This is a genomic window from Corynebacterium sp. HMSC14B06 (assembly GCF_001807075.1).
Lineage (GTDB): Bacteria > Actinomycetota > Actinomycetes > Mycobacteriales > Mycobacteriaceae > Corynebacterium > Corynebacterium jeikeium_D.
Genome location: NZ_KV787358.1, coordinates 32591 through 48375 on the forward strand (window position 1 = coordinate 32591; position 15785 = coordinate 48375).

Below are 15785 nucleotides of genomic sequence, written 5' to 3' on the forward strand. Positions count from 1 at the left end.
GCGATATTGGCCAGGCCATTTCACCTATCGATGAGCTATTCACTTATGGCCACGCTGCAGCGCATCGATAGGTGAATACCTTGGCCACAAGTGGTCGCGTTCGCTGGTCTGGAAGAATACTGTGCATGAGCGATGCAGACGACACGCGAGTACCACCACAGACAACACGAGAACCGCTAGAAACACCAGAACCACCCGAAACCCGAGAAACCCCAGCCCCAATGGGCGTGTGGGACTCCTTCCGGTTCGCAGTTTCTTCACCGAAGCGCCTGCGCACCGAGCTGCTGGCCGGTGCTGCGGTGTCGTTCGCGCTGATCCCCGAGGTCATTTCGTTTTCCATCTTGGCGGGCGTGGACCCGGCGGTGGGGCTGTTTAGCTCGGTGATTATGGCCATCGTGATTGCCTTTACGGGTGGTCGCCCGGCCATGATTACTGCTGCCGCTGGTTCGGTTGCGCTCGTCGTCGCGCCGTTGTCGCGGACGTACGGGATGGATTACCTCATTCCAACGGTGCTGCTCGCGGGTGTGTTGCAGATTGCTTTTGCGGCGCTGGGTATCGCTAAGCTGCAGCGTTTCATTCCGCGCGCGGTCATGATTGGCTTTGTTAACGCGCTGGGTATCCTCATTTTCACTGCGCAGCTCGAGCATCTCATCGATGTGCCCTGGTTGGTGTATCCGCTGGTCGCTCTGGGTATTGCGATTATGGTGTTCCTGCCCCGCGTGTTCACCGCGATTCCGGCTCCGCTGGTAACGGTGATCGTCGTCACGCTTGTTGCGGTGTTGGCGAATTGGCGCGTGCCGAACGTGAGCGATATGGGCGAGCTTCCGGAATCCCTCCCGCAGCTGCTGATCCCGAATGTGCCCCTGACCTGGGAGACTCTGCAGCTGATTGCGCCGTATTCGGTGGGCGTGGCGATTGTCGGCATCATGGAATCGCTGATGACGGCGAAGCTCGTGGACGACATCACCGACACGCATTCGGACAAGACCCGCGAGACGTGGGGGCTGGGCGTGGCGAACATCGCGGGCGGTTTCTTCGGCGGCATCGCTGGCTGCGCGATGATCGGTCAGACGATGGTGGGTGTGAAGGAATCGTCGGGACGCACTCGCTTGACGACGCTCTTTTCCGGTGTCTTCCTGCTCATTCTGGTCCTTCTGCTCAGTTCTGCAGTTGGAGTGATTCCGATGGCGGCGCTGGTTGCGGTGATGGTCGTGGTGTCGGTGGACACGGTCGATTGGCGCTCGATTTCCCCGCGGACGTTGCGTCTGATGCCGCGTTCGGAGACGGTGGTGATGCTGGTGACGGTCATCGCCACGCTGGCGACGGATAACCTTGCCATCGGTGTGGTTTCGGGCGTGGTTGTGGCATCACTGATGTTCGCGCGCCGTGTCGCTCACCTGGTCAGGATCGAAGTGCTTGACGACGACTCCAGCGCCCACTCCCGGACGTACAAGGTGCGGGGTCAGTTGTTCTTCGCCTCCAGTAACGACCTGGTGTACCAATTCGACTACACCGATCCTGCGCAGCGGATTGTCATCGATATGTCGGAGGCTGAGATTTGGGATGCCTCCACGGTGGCGGCGCTGGATTCGGTGCGGGTCAAGTTTGCTGACCGGGGCAAAGAGGTAGAAATTATCGGCTTGGAGGGGCCGAGTAAGCAGCGTCTGGATGCGCTGTCGGGGAAGTTGTAGAAATCCCAATCCGGGGTATGCCTTACACTTGGTTGCAAAGCCGGATGCGGCGCGGGGAAAAAAGCTTTCCGTGCCAGTTTTGTCAGGTTTTAACTTATGTCCGATACCTGGGAGGGTGCGTACACCATGGCCGTGGATTCCTTCGATGTTCAGCAGTTGGCGGCACACAAGGATGAGTTTGCGAAGGCATATGAGGAACTGAAGTCCCGTAATCTCGCACTGAATTTGACTCGTGGTAAGCCGTCGTCGGAGCAGCTTGATTTCGCAAACGCCCTGCTGGGTCTCCCAGCGCCGGATTACATTTCGGCTTCTGGGGAGGACGTCCGCAATTACGGCAACGCCAAAGGCATTACTGATATCCGCGCTATCTGGGCGGAACTGCTGGATCTGCCGGTGGAAAACGTCCTGGCGCAGGATGCTTCCAGCCTGAACATCCAGTTTGACCTGATTTCGTGGGCCATGCAGTTCGGCAATGTGGACTCGGAGCGCCCGTGGAACGAGGAGCCGGTGCTGAAGTGGCTGTGCCCGGTTCCGGGGTATGACCGGCACTTTGCTATCACGCAGCACTTCGGCATTGAAATGATTCAGGTGCCGTTGAACGAAGACGGTCCGGATATGGATGTCGTGGAGAAGCTGGTTGCCTCCGACCCGCAGATTAAGGGCATGTGGAATGTCCCGATGTTCTCGAATCCGACGGGTGTGACCTACAGCGCTGAGGTCTGCCGCCGTCTGGTTGAAATGGAGACCGCCGCTCCGGATTTCCGTCTGATGTGGGATAACGCCTACATGGTTCACACGCTGACGGATGAGTTCCCGGAGATTCACAACGTCATTAAGTGGGCGGAAGAGGCCGGTAACCCGAACCGCGTGTGGGCATTCGGCTCGACCTCGAAGATTACCTTCGCAGGCGCTGGTATTGCTTTCTACGCTTCCTCGGACGCCAACTTGGAGGATTACCTCAAGCACGCTGGTATCCGCGGCATTGGCCCGAACAAGGTCAACCAGTTGGCTCACGCCAAGTTCTTCGGTGACGCGGAGGGCGTGCGTGAGCAGATGCGTCGTCATGCAGGTTCGCTGGCTCCGAAGTTTGAGAAGGTTCTGCAGATTCTGGATGAGCGCCTGTCGGAGTACGGCGTGGCAGAGTGGTCGAAGCCGACCGGCGGTTACTTCATCAACCTCGACGTGGTCGATGGCACTGCTCGTCGCGTGGTGGAGCTGGCCAAGGAGGCCGGCATTGCGCTGACCGGTTCTGGTTCTTCCTTCCCGCTGAAGCAGGATCCGAATAATCGCAATATCCGCCTGGCACCGTCGCTGCCTCCGATGGAGGAGCTCGAGGTTGCTATGGATGGCGTCGCTACCTGTGTGCTGCTCGCCGCCGCTGAGAAGGCGACTGCGTAGGTTAAGCAGGCCAGGTAGGTCGGGATAGGACTATATGAACTTCGAAGAGACGAAGTTTTGGATCTCCGGGCTTTTCCCCGGAGAACCCCAGGTCAGCGAGTATGTGACGGAGCTGCCGGGCAGTGGTCGGCACGGGCAGGAACACGATTCGGCTCCGCTTCGGGTCGCTGAGTTCTCACTTTACGACGGGCCGGACGGCCAAGCGAACGAGCGTCGTCCGGAAACGGCAGCCGCCACCGTGGAGTTGGGCCGCAACTACTGTGGCCTGACCGGCGCAGCAAAGACGGATATCCGCGTGGAGCTCTTCTCCGTCGCATACGCTGATTTTCCCGTGGCCACCATGGTCGCGGCCGCGGGAGCGCTGGTGGAGGAAGAACCGGAGTTCCTGTCGCCAATTCCGGGCCGTGTCATCCCGAATGCGGTGCGGCTGGCGGCCGATCAGGTGGCCGAGGTAGGGGAGTCGTCGTCAAGCGTGGCCTTTACCGTGGCGCACGTGCTGTGCACGGTGCCGTATGTGTGGAGCGACGGGGTGCCGAATGTGTCCGAGATGCCGGGAAAGATCAGCCTGCATGAGGGCGATGTGGAGTCGCCGCAGGGGCGCATGACCACGATGACGCAGCTGGTGCCAATTACGGATGCGGAGCTGGTGTTTTATGAGCAGCAGGGTCCGCAGGCGCTGATGCAGAAGTTGGCCGAAGTGGACGCTGACCTGCGGGATTGGTGCCGCGAGTCGGTTGTTGCCCAGGAGGGTTCGAACTAGCCGGTCCGGGGTGGAAGGTAGGCTGAGCACGTGGCTCTGTATAGGAAGTATCGTCCGGCATCGTTCGCCGAAGTGGTGGGGCAGCGGCACGTAACTGACCCGCTGTCGGCGGCGTTGGAATCTCGTGATGCGCAGGGGCGTCCCAACCGCATTAACCATGCGTATTTGTTCTCCGGGCCGCGTGGCTGTGGCAAGACTTCGTCGGCGCGCATTATGGCGCGCAGTTTGAACTGTGCGGAGGGGCCGACGGCGACGCCGTGTGGCCAGTGTGCGTCGTGTCGTGCGTTGGCGCCGGGTGGTCCGGGCAATTTGGACGTTATTGAGCTGGATGCGGCTTCCCACAACGGTGTGGAAGATATGCGTGAGCTGCGGGAAAAGGCTATCTTCCAGCCGGCGGAGTCGCGCTACCGCATCTTCATTATTGACGAGGCGCATATGATTACCGCCTCGGGTTTCAATGCGCTGTTGAAGATTGTGGAGGAGCCGCCGGAGCATCTCATCTTCATTTTTGCGACCACGGAGCCGGAGCGTGTGCTGCCGACGATTCGTTCGCGTACGCACCACTACCCGTTCCGGTTGTTGACTCCGCCGGATATGCGCGGGCTGCTTGAACGTGTGGTCACGGCCGAGGGCGTGCGGGTAGAGCCGGACGTGTATCCGCTGGTCATCCAGGCCGGTGGCGGTTCGCCGCGTGACTCGCTGTCGGTTATGGATCAGCTCATTGCTGGTTCCGGCACCGATGGTGTGGATTATGAGACTTCTGCGGCCATTCTCGGTGTCACTGACAGCGTAATCATCACGGATGCGATTGAGGCGCTGGCGGCAGGCGATCGCGCGGCCATGTTTAGCGTGGTCGGGCGTGTGATTATGTCGGGCCAGGATCCGGCTCGGTTTGCCTCGGATCTGCTTGGCCGGGTGCGTGATTTGCTGGTGCTGTCCGCAGTGCCGAACGCGCTGGAGCAGGGGCTTGTAGAGATTCCGGAGAGCCAAATCGACGGCGTCCTGGAGCAGGCCGGGACAATTCCCCCGGCTACCCTGACGCGCTTCACGCAGGTGCTCTCTGACGGCCTGCGTCACTTCCGCGGCGTGACTTCGCCGCGTCTGCTGCTCGAGGTCCTGTGCGCGCGCATGCTCCTGCCCGCCACCGAAGACTCCGTGGAGTCGCTGCTGCAGCGCGTAGAGGCGTTGGAGCACGGCAGGCCCGCGCTTGCCGACGGCTCGGGGGCCGCAACCCCCGCATCGGCACCGGTGTCTTCCGATGCGGGGCCGGGGTCGGGTGCGGCTGAGGCCGATGCTTCGCCGATGCAGTCTGGCCAGTCGGCTCGTGAGGCATGGCGCCAGCGGAATGCCCAGCGTAAGAAGGGTGCGCAGACCCAGGGCAGTCGTGCTGGGCAGGCAGCGCCAGCGCAGACACCGTCGCAGCCTCAGTCCCAGCCTGAACCTGTTCAGCAGCAGCCTGCACCAGCGGCAGCGGCACCGGTGTCGCAGGAGTCGGTGACTGAGCCGCAGCCTGCACCAGAAGCACCTACTGCGACCGCTGAACAGCCTGAACAGCCTGAACAGCCTGAACAGCCTACGCAGGCCGAATCAGTTGAACAGCCTCAGCAGGCCGAACAACCGCAGCAGTCTGAACCGGCTGAGCAGCCGATGTCCGAGGAAGAAGCTCAGGCGGAGAAGATTCGTGAGTTCCGTCGGAAGATGGCGGAGCATGCCCGCATCAGCGAGCAGCAGACTCGGGCGCAGCTTGCGCAGGAGCGTGAGCAGCAAACCCGCGAGCGTGAGGGGGAAGGCGGCTCGATGTCGATTGTCGAGGAGGAGCCAGTTGTCTCTGCCTCGCCAACCCACTCTGAGCAGCCAACTCAGGCCCCACAGCCAGCTCAATCAGCCGAGTCGACACGGCCAACTCAGGCCGCCCAGCCCGAGCAACCAGTCCAGCCTGAGCAGCCAACGCAGACTACTCAGGCACCAGAATCGCAGCCGGAACCGCAAGTTCAGCAAGCACCAGAGCCAGCACCGCAACCGCAACTGGAACCAACACCACAGCCGGAGCCCGAACCTGCACCCGCCGGTATCGAGCAAATCCGCGAGCACTGGCAGGACATCCTTGCGGCTGTCGACGGACAGCATGCGTTCCCCATTCGCGTGCTGGCCGAGCAGGCGGTACCGCTCGATGTCGAAAACGACACGCTCGTCATTGGACACAGCACAGGAGCGCTCGCTACCAGGCTCAATACGCCTGATTACGCTCAGGCACTGTCCGCTGCAGTGAAGCAGGTGACGGGCTTCAACGGCCAGGTGCACTGTGTCGTCGGTACGCGCCCGCGCGCACCGCGTTCAACAGCTACTAATGGTGGTTCCGGGGAGGATGATTCGTCGTCAAGAGGTTCGTCCTCGCCGAACGACACCGCCCCTGCACCGACACCAGCAGCACCAGCGCAACCAGAGACATCTGAGCAGCAGGTACAGCAGCCGCAGCCAGGCCCGCAGCGGTCGTCGGCATACGCATCCGTTGTTGAGCGCCGTGCCAAAATCGAAGCCGCCAAGCGTGCTGCGATGGGACAGCAGGCAGGCCACGACCAGCCGGCACAGCCACATCAGCCAAGCCAACCAAGCCAGCCAGCTCAACCGAACCCGAACCCGGCCCAGCAACAACCGCAGCAGCCAAATCAGCCGCAGTCATTCCTGCGCGCGGCCCAGGCCAATGCACAGGCAAACGCCCAGGCCCAGGCCAATCAGGATTCGGGCTTCGGCGGCGTCCCGCTGCCACCAGAGCCGATGGAGGAGTTCGCTCCACCAGAGGGCGCAGAGGGCACAGAGAGCTACAGTTCGCGCAACCCGTCCAACTACAACTCCAACGCCAACACCAACTACAACCCGGTTCCCCAAACCCCGCAGGACAACAACTACGAAGAGGACACCTCCGAGTATTTCGAGGCCGCGAACGAGGTCGGGTCTCTCGATCACCGCTCGCTAAAGGACGTGGTCATGGAGATGCTGGAAAAGGAGCTGGGAGCCAAACCGCTGGAAGACCGCTAGAGCCGTTAGAATGGGGCGGCGATGCGCGTCGTAAAGCATGGGCGATGAGCCTTAGAAGCGTGCGCGTAACTACAAATCAGCACGTAAAGATCACAATAGTTAGGAACATTAATTATGACTCAGCCAGATATGAACGCAATTCTGCAGCAGGCACAGCAGATGCAGGCGCAGCTGCAGGCAGCACAGCAGGAGATCGTCGCTTCCACCATCGTCGGTGAGGCCGGCGGCGGTCTGGTCAAGGTGACTATGCAGGGCTCGGGCGAGGTCACGGACATCGCCATTGATCCGAAGGTCGTTGACCCGGAGGACGTCGACGGGCTGCAGGACCTGGTTCTCGCTGCTTTCCAGGACGCTACCGCTAAGGTGCAGTCGCTGGCGGAGCAGAAGATGGGCCCGCTGTCCCAGGGCTTCGACGGTCTCGGTGGCCTCGGTTTCTAAATTAGCTTTTCAGACCAGTATTTGTAGGTAATTATCATTGTTCGAGGGACCACTCCAAGATCTCATTGATGAGTTCTCGCGCCTGCCGGGCATCGGCCCGAAGTCAGCTCAGCGTATCGCTTTCTACCTGATGAAGGCGGAGCCGGAGGACATCGGCCGGCTCCAATCCGCGCTTGGTCGGGTGCGCGAGGGTGTGCAATTCTGCCGGGTCTGCGGCAATATTTCGGAAACCGATGTGTGCCAGTACTGCTCGGACACACGCCGCGACCGCGGTTTGGTGTGCGTCGTTGAAGAGGCGCGCGATATCCAGGCCATCGAGCGCACGGGGGAGTACAACGGTCGCTACCACGTGCTCGGCGGGGCGCTCGATCCGCTCGGCGGCATCGGTCCGAACGAGCTCAATATCCGCACGCTGCTGCAACGTATCGCAGGCGTGCTTGACGACGTCGACGAGACCCAACCCCCAGAAATCCACGAGGTCATCATCGCGACTGACCCCAACACCGAGGGCGAAGCCACCGCGACCTATTTGGCCCGGCTGCTGCGGGACTTCCCGGATCTCGAGGTCACTCGGTTGGCCTCCGGCATGCCGCTCGGTGGTGACTTGGAGTTCGTCGATGAACTGACCCTGTCCCGCGCGCTGACGGGCCGGCTGAAGGTTTAAGGCCTCCAACCGGCCGCGCGCGAAACTACAAGACTAGCGCTCGCTCTTCGGACGCGGCTTGGACAGGATGCGTTCTTCGCGCAGCTTATCCACTACCTCGAGGTCTAGCGGAGCCAGGCTCGACAGGTCCTGGTTGGTCGCGCGGGCCAGCAGCAGATCAGCCAGCTGCGGATTGCGAGCCAACACAGGTCCGTGCAGGTAGGTACAGATAATCGAGCCCTGCACCGCGCCTTCGGCGCCACCGGTCGGTGTGAGTGCAGAAACATCCACTCCCGGAGCAATCCCGGAGTCCGCCTGCTCCACTTCCGGGCCGGTATTGCCCACGCCACGGACAACCCGACCAAGCGGCTTCGCATCGGCACCCAGGGTCGTGCGACCCATGTGGTTTTCGAAGCCAGTCAGTGGGCTGGCGTCGACGTCGTCAAGCAAACCGTTCGTGGGATCGACGAGCGTGCAGATTTCGCCGATCGCGCGCGACTCGAGTGAATCGGTGGTGCAGTCGACAAGGCCGAGACCTGCGACGTCGCGTCCGCCCGCGCGGAAGGAATTGCCGAAGATCTGGAAGCCCGCGCAAATCGCGAGGATCTGCTTCCCGGCCTCGGCTGCCTTTTTGATGCCGCCGTCGTTGATCAGATGCTCCACCGCGATGGTCTGTGCGACATCCTCGCCGCCGCCGACGGTGTAAATATCCAGGTCGGTGGGGACGGCATCGCCCAACTTAATCGGGACAATCTCGGCGTCAATCCCACGCATCCGCGCGCGTTGCCGCAGCACCAGCGCATTTCCATCATCGCCGTAGGTGCCCAGCACGTCCGGGAGGATCAGGCCGATAGACAGCTCGCTCATTTACTTTTCCTCCTGTGCTCGTTCGATGTCGCGCTTCAGATCGCGGAAGGCGGTGTAGTTCGCCAGCACCTCAACTCGGGTGACGCTTGACGACGACCCCCGCGCCTCACACGACCGGATCGCCTGCAGCGGATTTGCGACCAACCTCGCATCGATGCCCGCATACAGCAACCGCACCGCGAGGTCAGTTCCGCGTTCGCCCGCGGACAGCACATCCATGCCGTCGAAGTCCTCGAAGCGGACATCCCACAGCCAGGACAGGTCCTCGCCGTCAGCAACGTGACCGTTGACTGCGATGACCACTGCATCCGCAGTGCGGTCGACCATGGACAGCGCCTCCTGCCAGCCGGCCGGGTTCTTGGCCAGCAGCATGCGGACGTGCTTCTCGGCGCCCTTGTCATCCCGCACAACCATGGTGGAGTAGCGGCCCGCAACGTTGTCGACGGTCTCGGTGGCCCGGAGGGACTTCTCCAGGTCCGCGCCCATATCGACAGCGCCCGCGATAGCCAGGGTGGCGTTGCCGCGGTTGGCATTGCCCGGCAGCGTGAGGTTCATCGGCAGGGTGTCGCCGGCAGGCGTGATGACTCCCTCCGCAGTGATGCGGTAGTCCGGCTCTGGCCGCTTGAACTCCGAGCCGTCCGGGAGTGGCTTCACGGCGTACCAGTTGTGGCCGTCCTGAATGATGGGGCCGCCGGTACGCGGGGAAGAGGTGGCATCGTTGGTCCAGCCACCGCCCGCGGAGACCCAAATAACCTTCTTGGCGTCCCAGGCAGCCGACGCGATGAGTGGGTCGTCGCAGTTGGCGATGACCGTCGCGTGCGGGTTCGCATCCACCGCAGCACGGAGTGTGGCCTCAATCTTGTTGATCTCGCCGACGCGGTCGAGCTGGTCGCGGGAAAGGTTCAGCAGCACCAGGACCTGCGGTTTCAGATCCTCTGCGATGTGCGGGACGTGCAGCTCATCGACCTCCAGGACCAGGCTGTCCGCATCGGGAGTGGCGAGCAGCGCGGAGATAATACCCGCGTCCATGTTGTCGCCGCCCTCGTTGGTGGCCACGTTGTGGCCAGCGGCGCGCATGGCGGCCGCGAACATACGGGTGGTGGTGGACTTGCCGTTGGTGCCAGTGATGATCGCGGCCGGGCGTCCCTTGCCGAGGGAAGCCAGAATGCGCGGGTCAATCTTCTGCGCAATTAGGCCACCAATCATGCCACCCGCGCCGCGACCGGACTTCCGGGAGGCCCAGGTGGCGGCGTGAGCGGCGGATGTGGCGAGGCCGGCGCGCAGGCGGGCGCCGGTGCCGCGCAGGCCACGAGAACTATTCGAGTCGCGGGAGCCACTCGAAGCAGTACCGTGCGGGCTGGCATCCGCGCTATCAGCGGAATGCGATTGCGGAGAGGTGCCATTTGTCATGTGTGTAAATATTACGCGCACGAAAGGGCTAGGCCTAAGAAGCAGGCCTGTGAGGCCTGATGGGATTTGTGGGAGGTCTCCCTGCGGAGCCTTGAAATCTGAACTTTGAGGTGATTGCGATCATGTTGATCTTCGGGGATTAGGCGGTCATGCGGCGGAAGAGAGGAAGGAGATTACCGAGGTGAGAAAGCGTATTTGAGGAATCGAATTCAAGCACTGAATCAAAGAATTATTGTTTTGATTCATGTGTTGCCCTATACTGTCCACTAGCAGATAAGGGGGAAGAGGTATGGCTAATACAGAAAGCAACTTCTTCGGCGCGCGCTTGCATCAGTTGCGCACAAATCGTGGCATGACCACACGTGATTTGGCTGACGCCACCGATGGTGTGGTGTCGCAATCTGCAGTCAGTCGCCTGGAAAATGGCAAGGCGACTTACTCACTTGAGCAGGTTATGGCGCTTGCGTGGGCTCTTGGCGTGCCGTTGGATGAACTTGTGGAGGAAAACCCGGTCAGCCAGCGTGTGCAGGCCGTGGCCCGCACTTCACAGGATGGCGCGAGTGTTAAGGGAGCGCGGGAGATGCTTTTGCCTTACCTGCAGCTTCGAGTGCTGCTAACTCAAAATTAAGGAGGGTTCCCCATGTGCAGTGCGAGCAAGGAGGGGCTCGACCTTGCTATAGAGTTCCGCAAGAAGCACACCCTAGGAAATGATCCAATCGCCGACATCGCTGGCTTTATGCAGTTGGTTAATGCAGATTTTATGATTCTGGATTTACCAGCCAATGTTGATGCACTTGCTTTGCGTGACCCCGTGACGGGAGCGACAGTCATTGGAATTGCGAAGTCATCCGTTCCTTACCGTCAGCGGTTTACCGTTGCGCATGAAATTGGGCATTTTGTTTCCAATGATTTCGAGTCCTCGAAAATCGTTGCAGATGATGAGCACTCTGAGCCTGGAATATACGCCTGTGGCAAGCGTGATTATCAGGAAGTTCGTGCTGATGCCTTCGCTCGTAATGTGCTCTGCCCAACTGATGGGTTGAAAACAGACCAGAACCTCGGCGAGCTTATCGGTGGAGGTGACGTCCTTGCTGCGTTGTCCCATGTCGTTCGCAAGTATCAAATTTCGCCGCGAGTCGCACTTATTCAGATGAGGCGCGCAGACCTCATTAGCGAAGGGCAATCGGAAGAACTGAAAGGTGTATCAGCTCCCACGCTGGCTGCCCGGTATGGCTGGAAAGCTGACTATGACCGCGCGGTAAAGGTCTCCGAACTAGTGCAACCATCAGCGCGGTTGGTGAAAGACGTATATCGCGCTTACGAACAGGGGATAGTCGACCTTCCCAGCATTGCTTTTGCTGAAATGAGCAGTGTCGATGAGGTGAAGGAGCTGATAAGTGCATCGCAGTCACAGTTACCGCCATTGAGGCATGATGCGAATGTGCAGAATCAGGATGCGGCTGACACGGAAGCAGATCCCTTCGCGGAACTAGACGCTTTCTTCGGCGATGGTCCCGATAGTTCAGAAAGCGCCCAATAAACGATGGCTGGTTACCTCCTAATAGCTGATACAAGCGTACTTCTTAATTTCGTATGTTCGAAGAATCACCAGTATTTGCTCGACTTCGCAGGCAAGAAGACCATCAGCATTCCAGGAGCAGTCAAAAATGAAGTCGAACGCAAATTGGATAAACGGCGCTTCAACTGCGGAAAGAGACACTGGGATTGGTTTCTGGGGCACCCGAATGTCGAAGTTCTCGACGATGACCACAAAAAACTTTATCCCTATGTTCGCCTCTATTCTGGTCCTGGCTATACCTTTCAAGGGGGCAAAGCTAAACACCTGGGAGAGTACATCGCTATCGCCCATTGTCTTTATGCGAAAGATCAGGGTAAGGGCGTAGCCACTGCGCTCATCATGGATGATGGTGATGCCTGTGAGCTAGCGCGGAAGCAAGAAGCTGGATACATTTTCAATACCGAGCACGTGCTACTGCAATGCGTGAAGTCGGGCTCTATTGGGTCGCGCGGGCAAGCCAAGGAAATTTGGGAAGACCTCCAGAAATTTGATGTCCTAGTCAATTTTGAGCACACCAAACTTAATGGCAAGAGTCTGTATAAAAAGGCCGCCGAAAAATGATGAACCCTGACATCACTTTCTACTACGACCGCGATTGTGGGTTCTGCGAGGCAAGCGTGACCCTTCTGGCCAAACTCAGTGGTGTCCGCATGATTGGTGCTAGTCCCGAAGACCAGTCCTTGCCAGAGGAAGTTCGTCAACACATCTCAGCTGAGGCGGTCGCCATGCTTCCAACCCCGGCGGTCGCCACAATCCCAGCCGAAGCAGCAGTCGGTGAACCTGGTGCTAAGAGCGGCCGAGAATTTCGGTACGGCCACGAGGCGATAGGTATCGCCTTGCGTGAGGGCGGCACCAAGGCACTATTCCGATGTGCGGGCACATTCCTGCTCTTCCCGCCACTGACAAAACTGTGGAGCTTTATCTATAAGGTTGTCGCTTCCAACCGTCACAGAATCAGCGCGGTCCTGGGGCTTAACGCCTGCAAACTAGACTCCACAAGATGACTATCCGGCAGGCCCGTTGCCCCAGTGCCACTGCAATTACCCAATGAGCAGCCACCGAGTCAGCCGTTAGCCTCGTCCTTCACAGCGGCCGGCGACATCTCGCCGACCAGTCGCAAAAACGCCTCATCGGAAACGATCGGAATGTCCTTCCGGTGGGCATGCATGGCCTTGCCCGTCAGCTGATCCGGCGTCACATCCGCCGGCCGGTTGCACACCAGCACCGACGACTCCCGAGTGACCTTCTCCGAGTACGCCAACCCAGCCCGCACACCCGCCGCGATCAGCTCATCCGGGTCCAGCGACACCTCTGGTGCCACGACGAACTCCATGCCCGTCGCGAGCTTCCGCCCCGGCGTATAACGGCCGGGGTTCTCCACGGGGCGCGGCGCTTCCATCGCGTCGACACGCACTGTCGAGCGCTGCAGGCCCACAATGTCCTCGCGCAGCTGGTCGGGCGTGTACATGTTCAGGGTTGTACCCTCGTCGAGCCCGCCCTGTGCGCGGAAGAGCGCAAGCGTGGTGGTGACGTCATCCAACGTCCGCACCCGCTCGGGCACCGAGATGCCAGCAATCGATGCCTCGGGCGAAGGCACATCGAGGCCGTAGGCGCGCGCGACGGCGCGCAGGCGAGCGTCGTCAAGCCGTTTGCCCTGGCGACGCGCCGTTTCCAACGTATCGGCAATCCGTGCGGGCGCCGGAATCCGCGCGACGCGAGTGCGCGTACGACGACGCCCCCGCTTATTCCGCGCGGACCGCTCACGATTCGCTTGACGACGGGCCCTCTTGGCCTCGGCAACTATAAAACCCCAGACCAGCGGCGCATTATGAGCAACCAACGTGCGCCCATCGAGCGCGTGCGCGAGCTTGGCCTGGATCACCCCGAATTTCGGTGCCCCCTCGAAGTCCGCGGGCTCGAGGCCGTGGAGGTGTGTCGGGCCGGGATCCTCGGTGGGATTGATGACGACATGCCAGGTGTCCACGATGTTGCCGCTACTGTCGGCGGTGGACACTCCCAGACTGACCAGCCGAGACGTCTTGGGGTGGATGCCCGTGGCCTGGATGGACACGATTGCGTAAGGAGCGTCCTCCGCTGACGAGAACTGTTTGTGCTCGTCAGCAGCCTTTGTTGCGGCGGTCTCGGCCGTGGCGGGTGTGGTTGTGGCCGTTGTGGGTGTGCCAGCGGTACTCGCGCCGGTGGTGGTTGAGGCCGGTGTAGCTGCGTTGGTCGTGGCTGCGCCGGTGGTGGTTGAGGCCGGTGTAGCTGCGTTGGTCGTGGCTGCGTCCGTTGTGGTGGAAGCCGGTGCAGTTGGTGGTGTTTTCGCGCCCGCTGCCGACGCGCGTTGAGAACGGCGACGATTCCGCCGCCGCCTCTTCGTCTGAGAAGAGGTCCCAGTCGCTTTGCGCTCCTCGCGCGCCGATTCAGTCATGCCTTAAGACTAGCGGGTGCGCTCACCCGCGGAGAAAGTGACTAGGTTTATGACACTTTGAGCACAAAATTTGCCACGAAAGTGTCATAAACCTAGTCAGTAACTTGGGCACTAGCTCGGCCTCAAGCTCAGAAGGACCGTGGGGCACGGTCACACGGGTCCCGTAAACCACGCAAACTACAAAAACCACGCAAGGCCCAAAAGTTTTCCCCCGACTGGGTGCTCAGCCGAAAAGGAATGGAACCGCGAGGGCAATTTCCGCGCCTTATTAAATAGGGGCCACAAAACAGTGCCACAAGCCAAGGCCACGAAATAGAGCCACAAAACAGCGCCACAAAAATAAGGACGAAATAACTACCACGGGGCAACAGCCACAGGACAACAACCACGGGGCGGGGGAGAAATGGTCAACAAGAAACGCAAGCAACTGGTGGCGGACCAGTTCGGAATCATTAGGCCGGATGACCAGCCGGGGAATGGATACCGCGAGGTCGCAAGGCAGGCGCGGGCCGGTTATCTGGAGCGGCTTTGCCGAGGTCACTATGTAGTCGCGCACGCCTGGGAGGGGCTCCACCGCGAGAAACGCCTGGCTATTACTGCTTTGGCGGTGGTCTCCGAGACGTCGTCAGGCGTCATTTCGGGAGCTGCAGCGCTGGCCTTGCACGGTTCGTGGGTGCTGGTGCGCGATGCGAAGATTGTGGTCGTGGGCGGGAGTCAGGAGTTCCACGGCATCGACTATTGCATGCGCTTGCGCTCGGAGATCCATCTGGATCACACGCAGGGGCTCGCGGACCGGCGGGTCGCGGTGCTCGCGCGTGCGGCCTTCGATGAGTGTCGCGTCCGGTTCAGGCAGAAGGGGCCGGAGTCCGTGTCGTGGCGGGCGGCGGTGTTGGCTGTCGAAGGTGCGCTGCGGCATGGCGCCACGCGCGATCAGCTGGAGGAGCTCCCGGTGCATTATCCCAGCGTGCGGGGCCAAGAGCTGTTTCACCGTGCGCTCGCGGTCTGTCATGGTCGTTGCGAAACGCCCGGTGAGGCGCTGACTAAAGCCGCGCTTCTCGAACTCGGCCTGAAGTTCCACGAGCAAGCCGAAATCTGGTCGCGTGGCACCAGCCACAATCCGCCGCACTTTCTCGCCCGCGTGGATTTTTATATCCCTGACCTGCTGCTTGTCGTGGAGTTCGATGGCCACATCAAGTATTCGGCTAGCGAGGTCGCGCCGACGCCCGCGGCTCAGTCTGAGCTGCTCACGCGGGAGACTTACCGCGAGCGTTCGCTGCGCGCGACGGGGCTGGATGTCGCGCGGGTGGTGTGGAAAGAGGTGGAATTGCACGCAGTTCGCTTATCGACGCTCCGTTCAATCCTCATCGAGCGCGAACGCGTGGTAGCCGCAGGTGGGGTGACTTTCCGTGCGGATGTGCGCAATGCCGGCCCGCTGATTGGGTAGTTGGGTAATTGGGTAGCGGGGCCGAGGGACCGCTGGATAGTTTGCCCCAAAAAGAAACTGACTAGGTTTATGACACTTTGAGCACAAA

14 protein-coding genes are annotated in these 15785 nt (G+C 60.7%); 11 read left to right on the forward strand and 3 right to left on the reverse strand.

The features are described from left to right. The first annotated feature begins 221 nt into the window (after positions 1-221). The 6 genes from HMPREF3130_RS01910 to recR all read left to right on the forward strand — a co-directional run bounded on the left by HMPREF3130_RS01910 (position 222) and on the right by recR (position 7987). A complete protein-coding gene (locus tag HMPREF3130_RS01910; RefSeq protein WP_070429217.1) occupies positions 222-1691 on the forward strand; it encodes a SulP family inorganic anion transporter in 1470 nt (489 codons plus the stop codon). Between the two features lie 126 nt (positions 1692-1817). Next, a complete protein-coding gene (locus HMPREF3130_RS01915; protein ID WP_210384707.1) occupies positions 1818-3089 on the forward strand; it encodes an aspartate aminotransferase type Ic in 1272 nt (423 codons plus the stop codon). Between the two features lie 34 nt (positions 3090-3123). Then, positions 3124-3849, forward strand: coding sequence for a suppressor of fused domain protein (locus tag HMPREF3130_RS01920; RefSeq protein ID WP_070429219.1), 726 nt, complete (start codon positions 3124-3126; stop codon positions 3847-3849). A 30-nt stretch (positions 3850-3879) separates the two neighbouring features. Continuing rightward, positions 3880-6885, forward strand: coding sequence for a DNA polymerase III subunit gamma and tau (locus tag HMPREF3130_RS01925; RefSeq protein WP_070429220.1), 3006 nt, complete (start codon positions 3880-3882; stop codon positions 6883-6885). A 114-nt stretch (positions 6886-6999) separates the two neighbouring features. Beyond that, positions 7000-7323, forward strand: a complete 324-nt coding sequence (locus HMPREF3130_RS01930) for a YbaB/EbfC family nucleoid-associated protein (RefSeq protein ID WP_005511884.1) — start codon at positions 7000-7002, stop codon at positions 7321-7323. Between the two features lie 37 nt (positions 7324-7360). Then, positions 7361-7987 carry a recombination mediator RecR gene (gene recR / locus HMPREF3130_RS01935; RefSeq protein WP_005511888.1) on the forward strand — a complete coding sequence of 209 codons (627 nt, stop codon included), beginning with the start codon at positions 7361-7363 and terminating at the stop codon, positions 7985-7987. A 33-nt stretch (positions 7988-8020) separates the two neighbouring features. Here the strand turns inward: recR and HMPREF3130_RS01940 are convergent, their stop codons facing one another. Both HMPREF3130_RS01940 and HMPREF3130_RS01945 read right to left on the reverse strand, forming a co-directional pair. After that, positions 8021-8833, reverse strand: coding sequence for a type 1 glutamine amidotransferase (locus HMPREF3130_RS01940; RefSeq protein WP_070429221.1), 813 nt, complete (start codon positions 8831-8833; stop codon positions 8021-8023). Then, the gene (locus tag HMPREF3130_RS01945; protein WP_246815090.1) at positions 8834-10243 is read right to left on the reverse strand and encodes a MurT ligase domain-containing protein; all 1410 of its coding nucleotides are present in this window, start codon (positions 10241-10243) and stop codon (positions 8834-8836) included. A 289-nt stretch (positions 10244-10532) separates the two neighbouring features. Here HMPREF3130_RS01945 and HMPREF3130_RS01950 point away from each other — a divergent pair, with 289 nt between their 5' ends. From HMPREF3130_RS01950 to HMPREF3130_RS01965, 4 genes are all read left to right on the forward strand, one after another. Further along, on the forward strand, positions 10533-10871 hold the full coding sequence (locus HMPREF3130_RS01950; protein ID WP_049190157.1) for a helix-turn-helix domain-containing protein: 339 nt from the start codon (positions 10533-10535) through the stop codon (positions 10869-10871). Positions 10872-10883: 12 nt separating this feature from the next. Continuing rightward, on the forward strand, positions 10884-11783 hold the full coding sequence (locus HMPREF3130_RS01955) for an ImmA/IrrE family metallo-endopeptidase (RefSeq protein ID WP_049190155.1): 900 nt from the start codon (positions 10884-10886) through the stop codon (positions 11781-11783). Positions 11784-11858: 75 nt separating this feature from the next. Beyond that, entirely contained in the window at positions 11859-12383 is a 525-nt protein-coding gene (locus tag HMPREF3130_RS01960) for a PIN domain-containing protein (protein ID WP_141737768.1), read from the forward strand. Next, a complete protein-coding gene (locus HMPREF3130_RS01965) occupies positions 12380-12826 on the forward strand; it encodes a thiol-disulfide oxidoreductase DCC family protein (RefSeq protein ID WP_049190150.1) in 447 nt (148 codons plus the stop codon). The genes HMPREF3130_RS01960 and HMPREF3130_RS01965 overlap by 4 nt, the downstream gene beginning before the upstream one ends. 59 nt (positions 12827-12885) lie before the next feature. Here HMPREF3130_RS01965 and HMPREF3130_RS01970 read toward each other — a convergent pair whose 3' ends face one another. Beyond that, positions 12886-14253 carry an exonuclease domain-containing protein gene (locus HMPREF3130_RS01970; protein ID WP_210387118.1) on the reverse strand — a complete coding sequence of 456 codons (1368 nt, stop codon included), beginning with the start codon at positions 14251-14253 and terminating at the stop codon, positions 12886-12888. Between the two features lie 430 nt (positions 14254-14683). On the opposite strand from HMPREF3130_RS01970, the gene HMPREF3130_RS01975 reads away from it, so the two are divergent. Beyond that, positions 14684-15697, forward strand: coding sequence for a hypothetical protein (locus tag HMPREF3130_RS01975; protein WP_246815091.1), 1014 nt, complete (start codon positions 14684-14686; stop codon positions 15695-15697). Positions 15698-15785 lie beyond the last annotated feature (88 nt).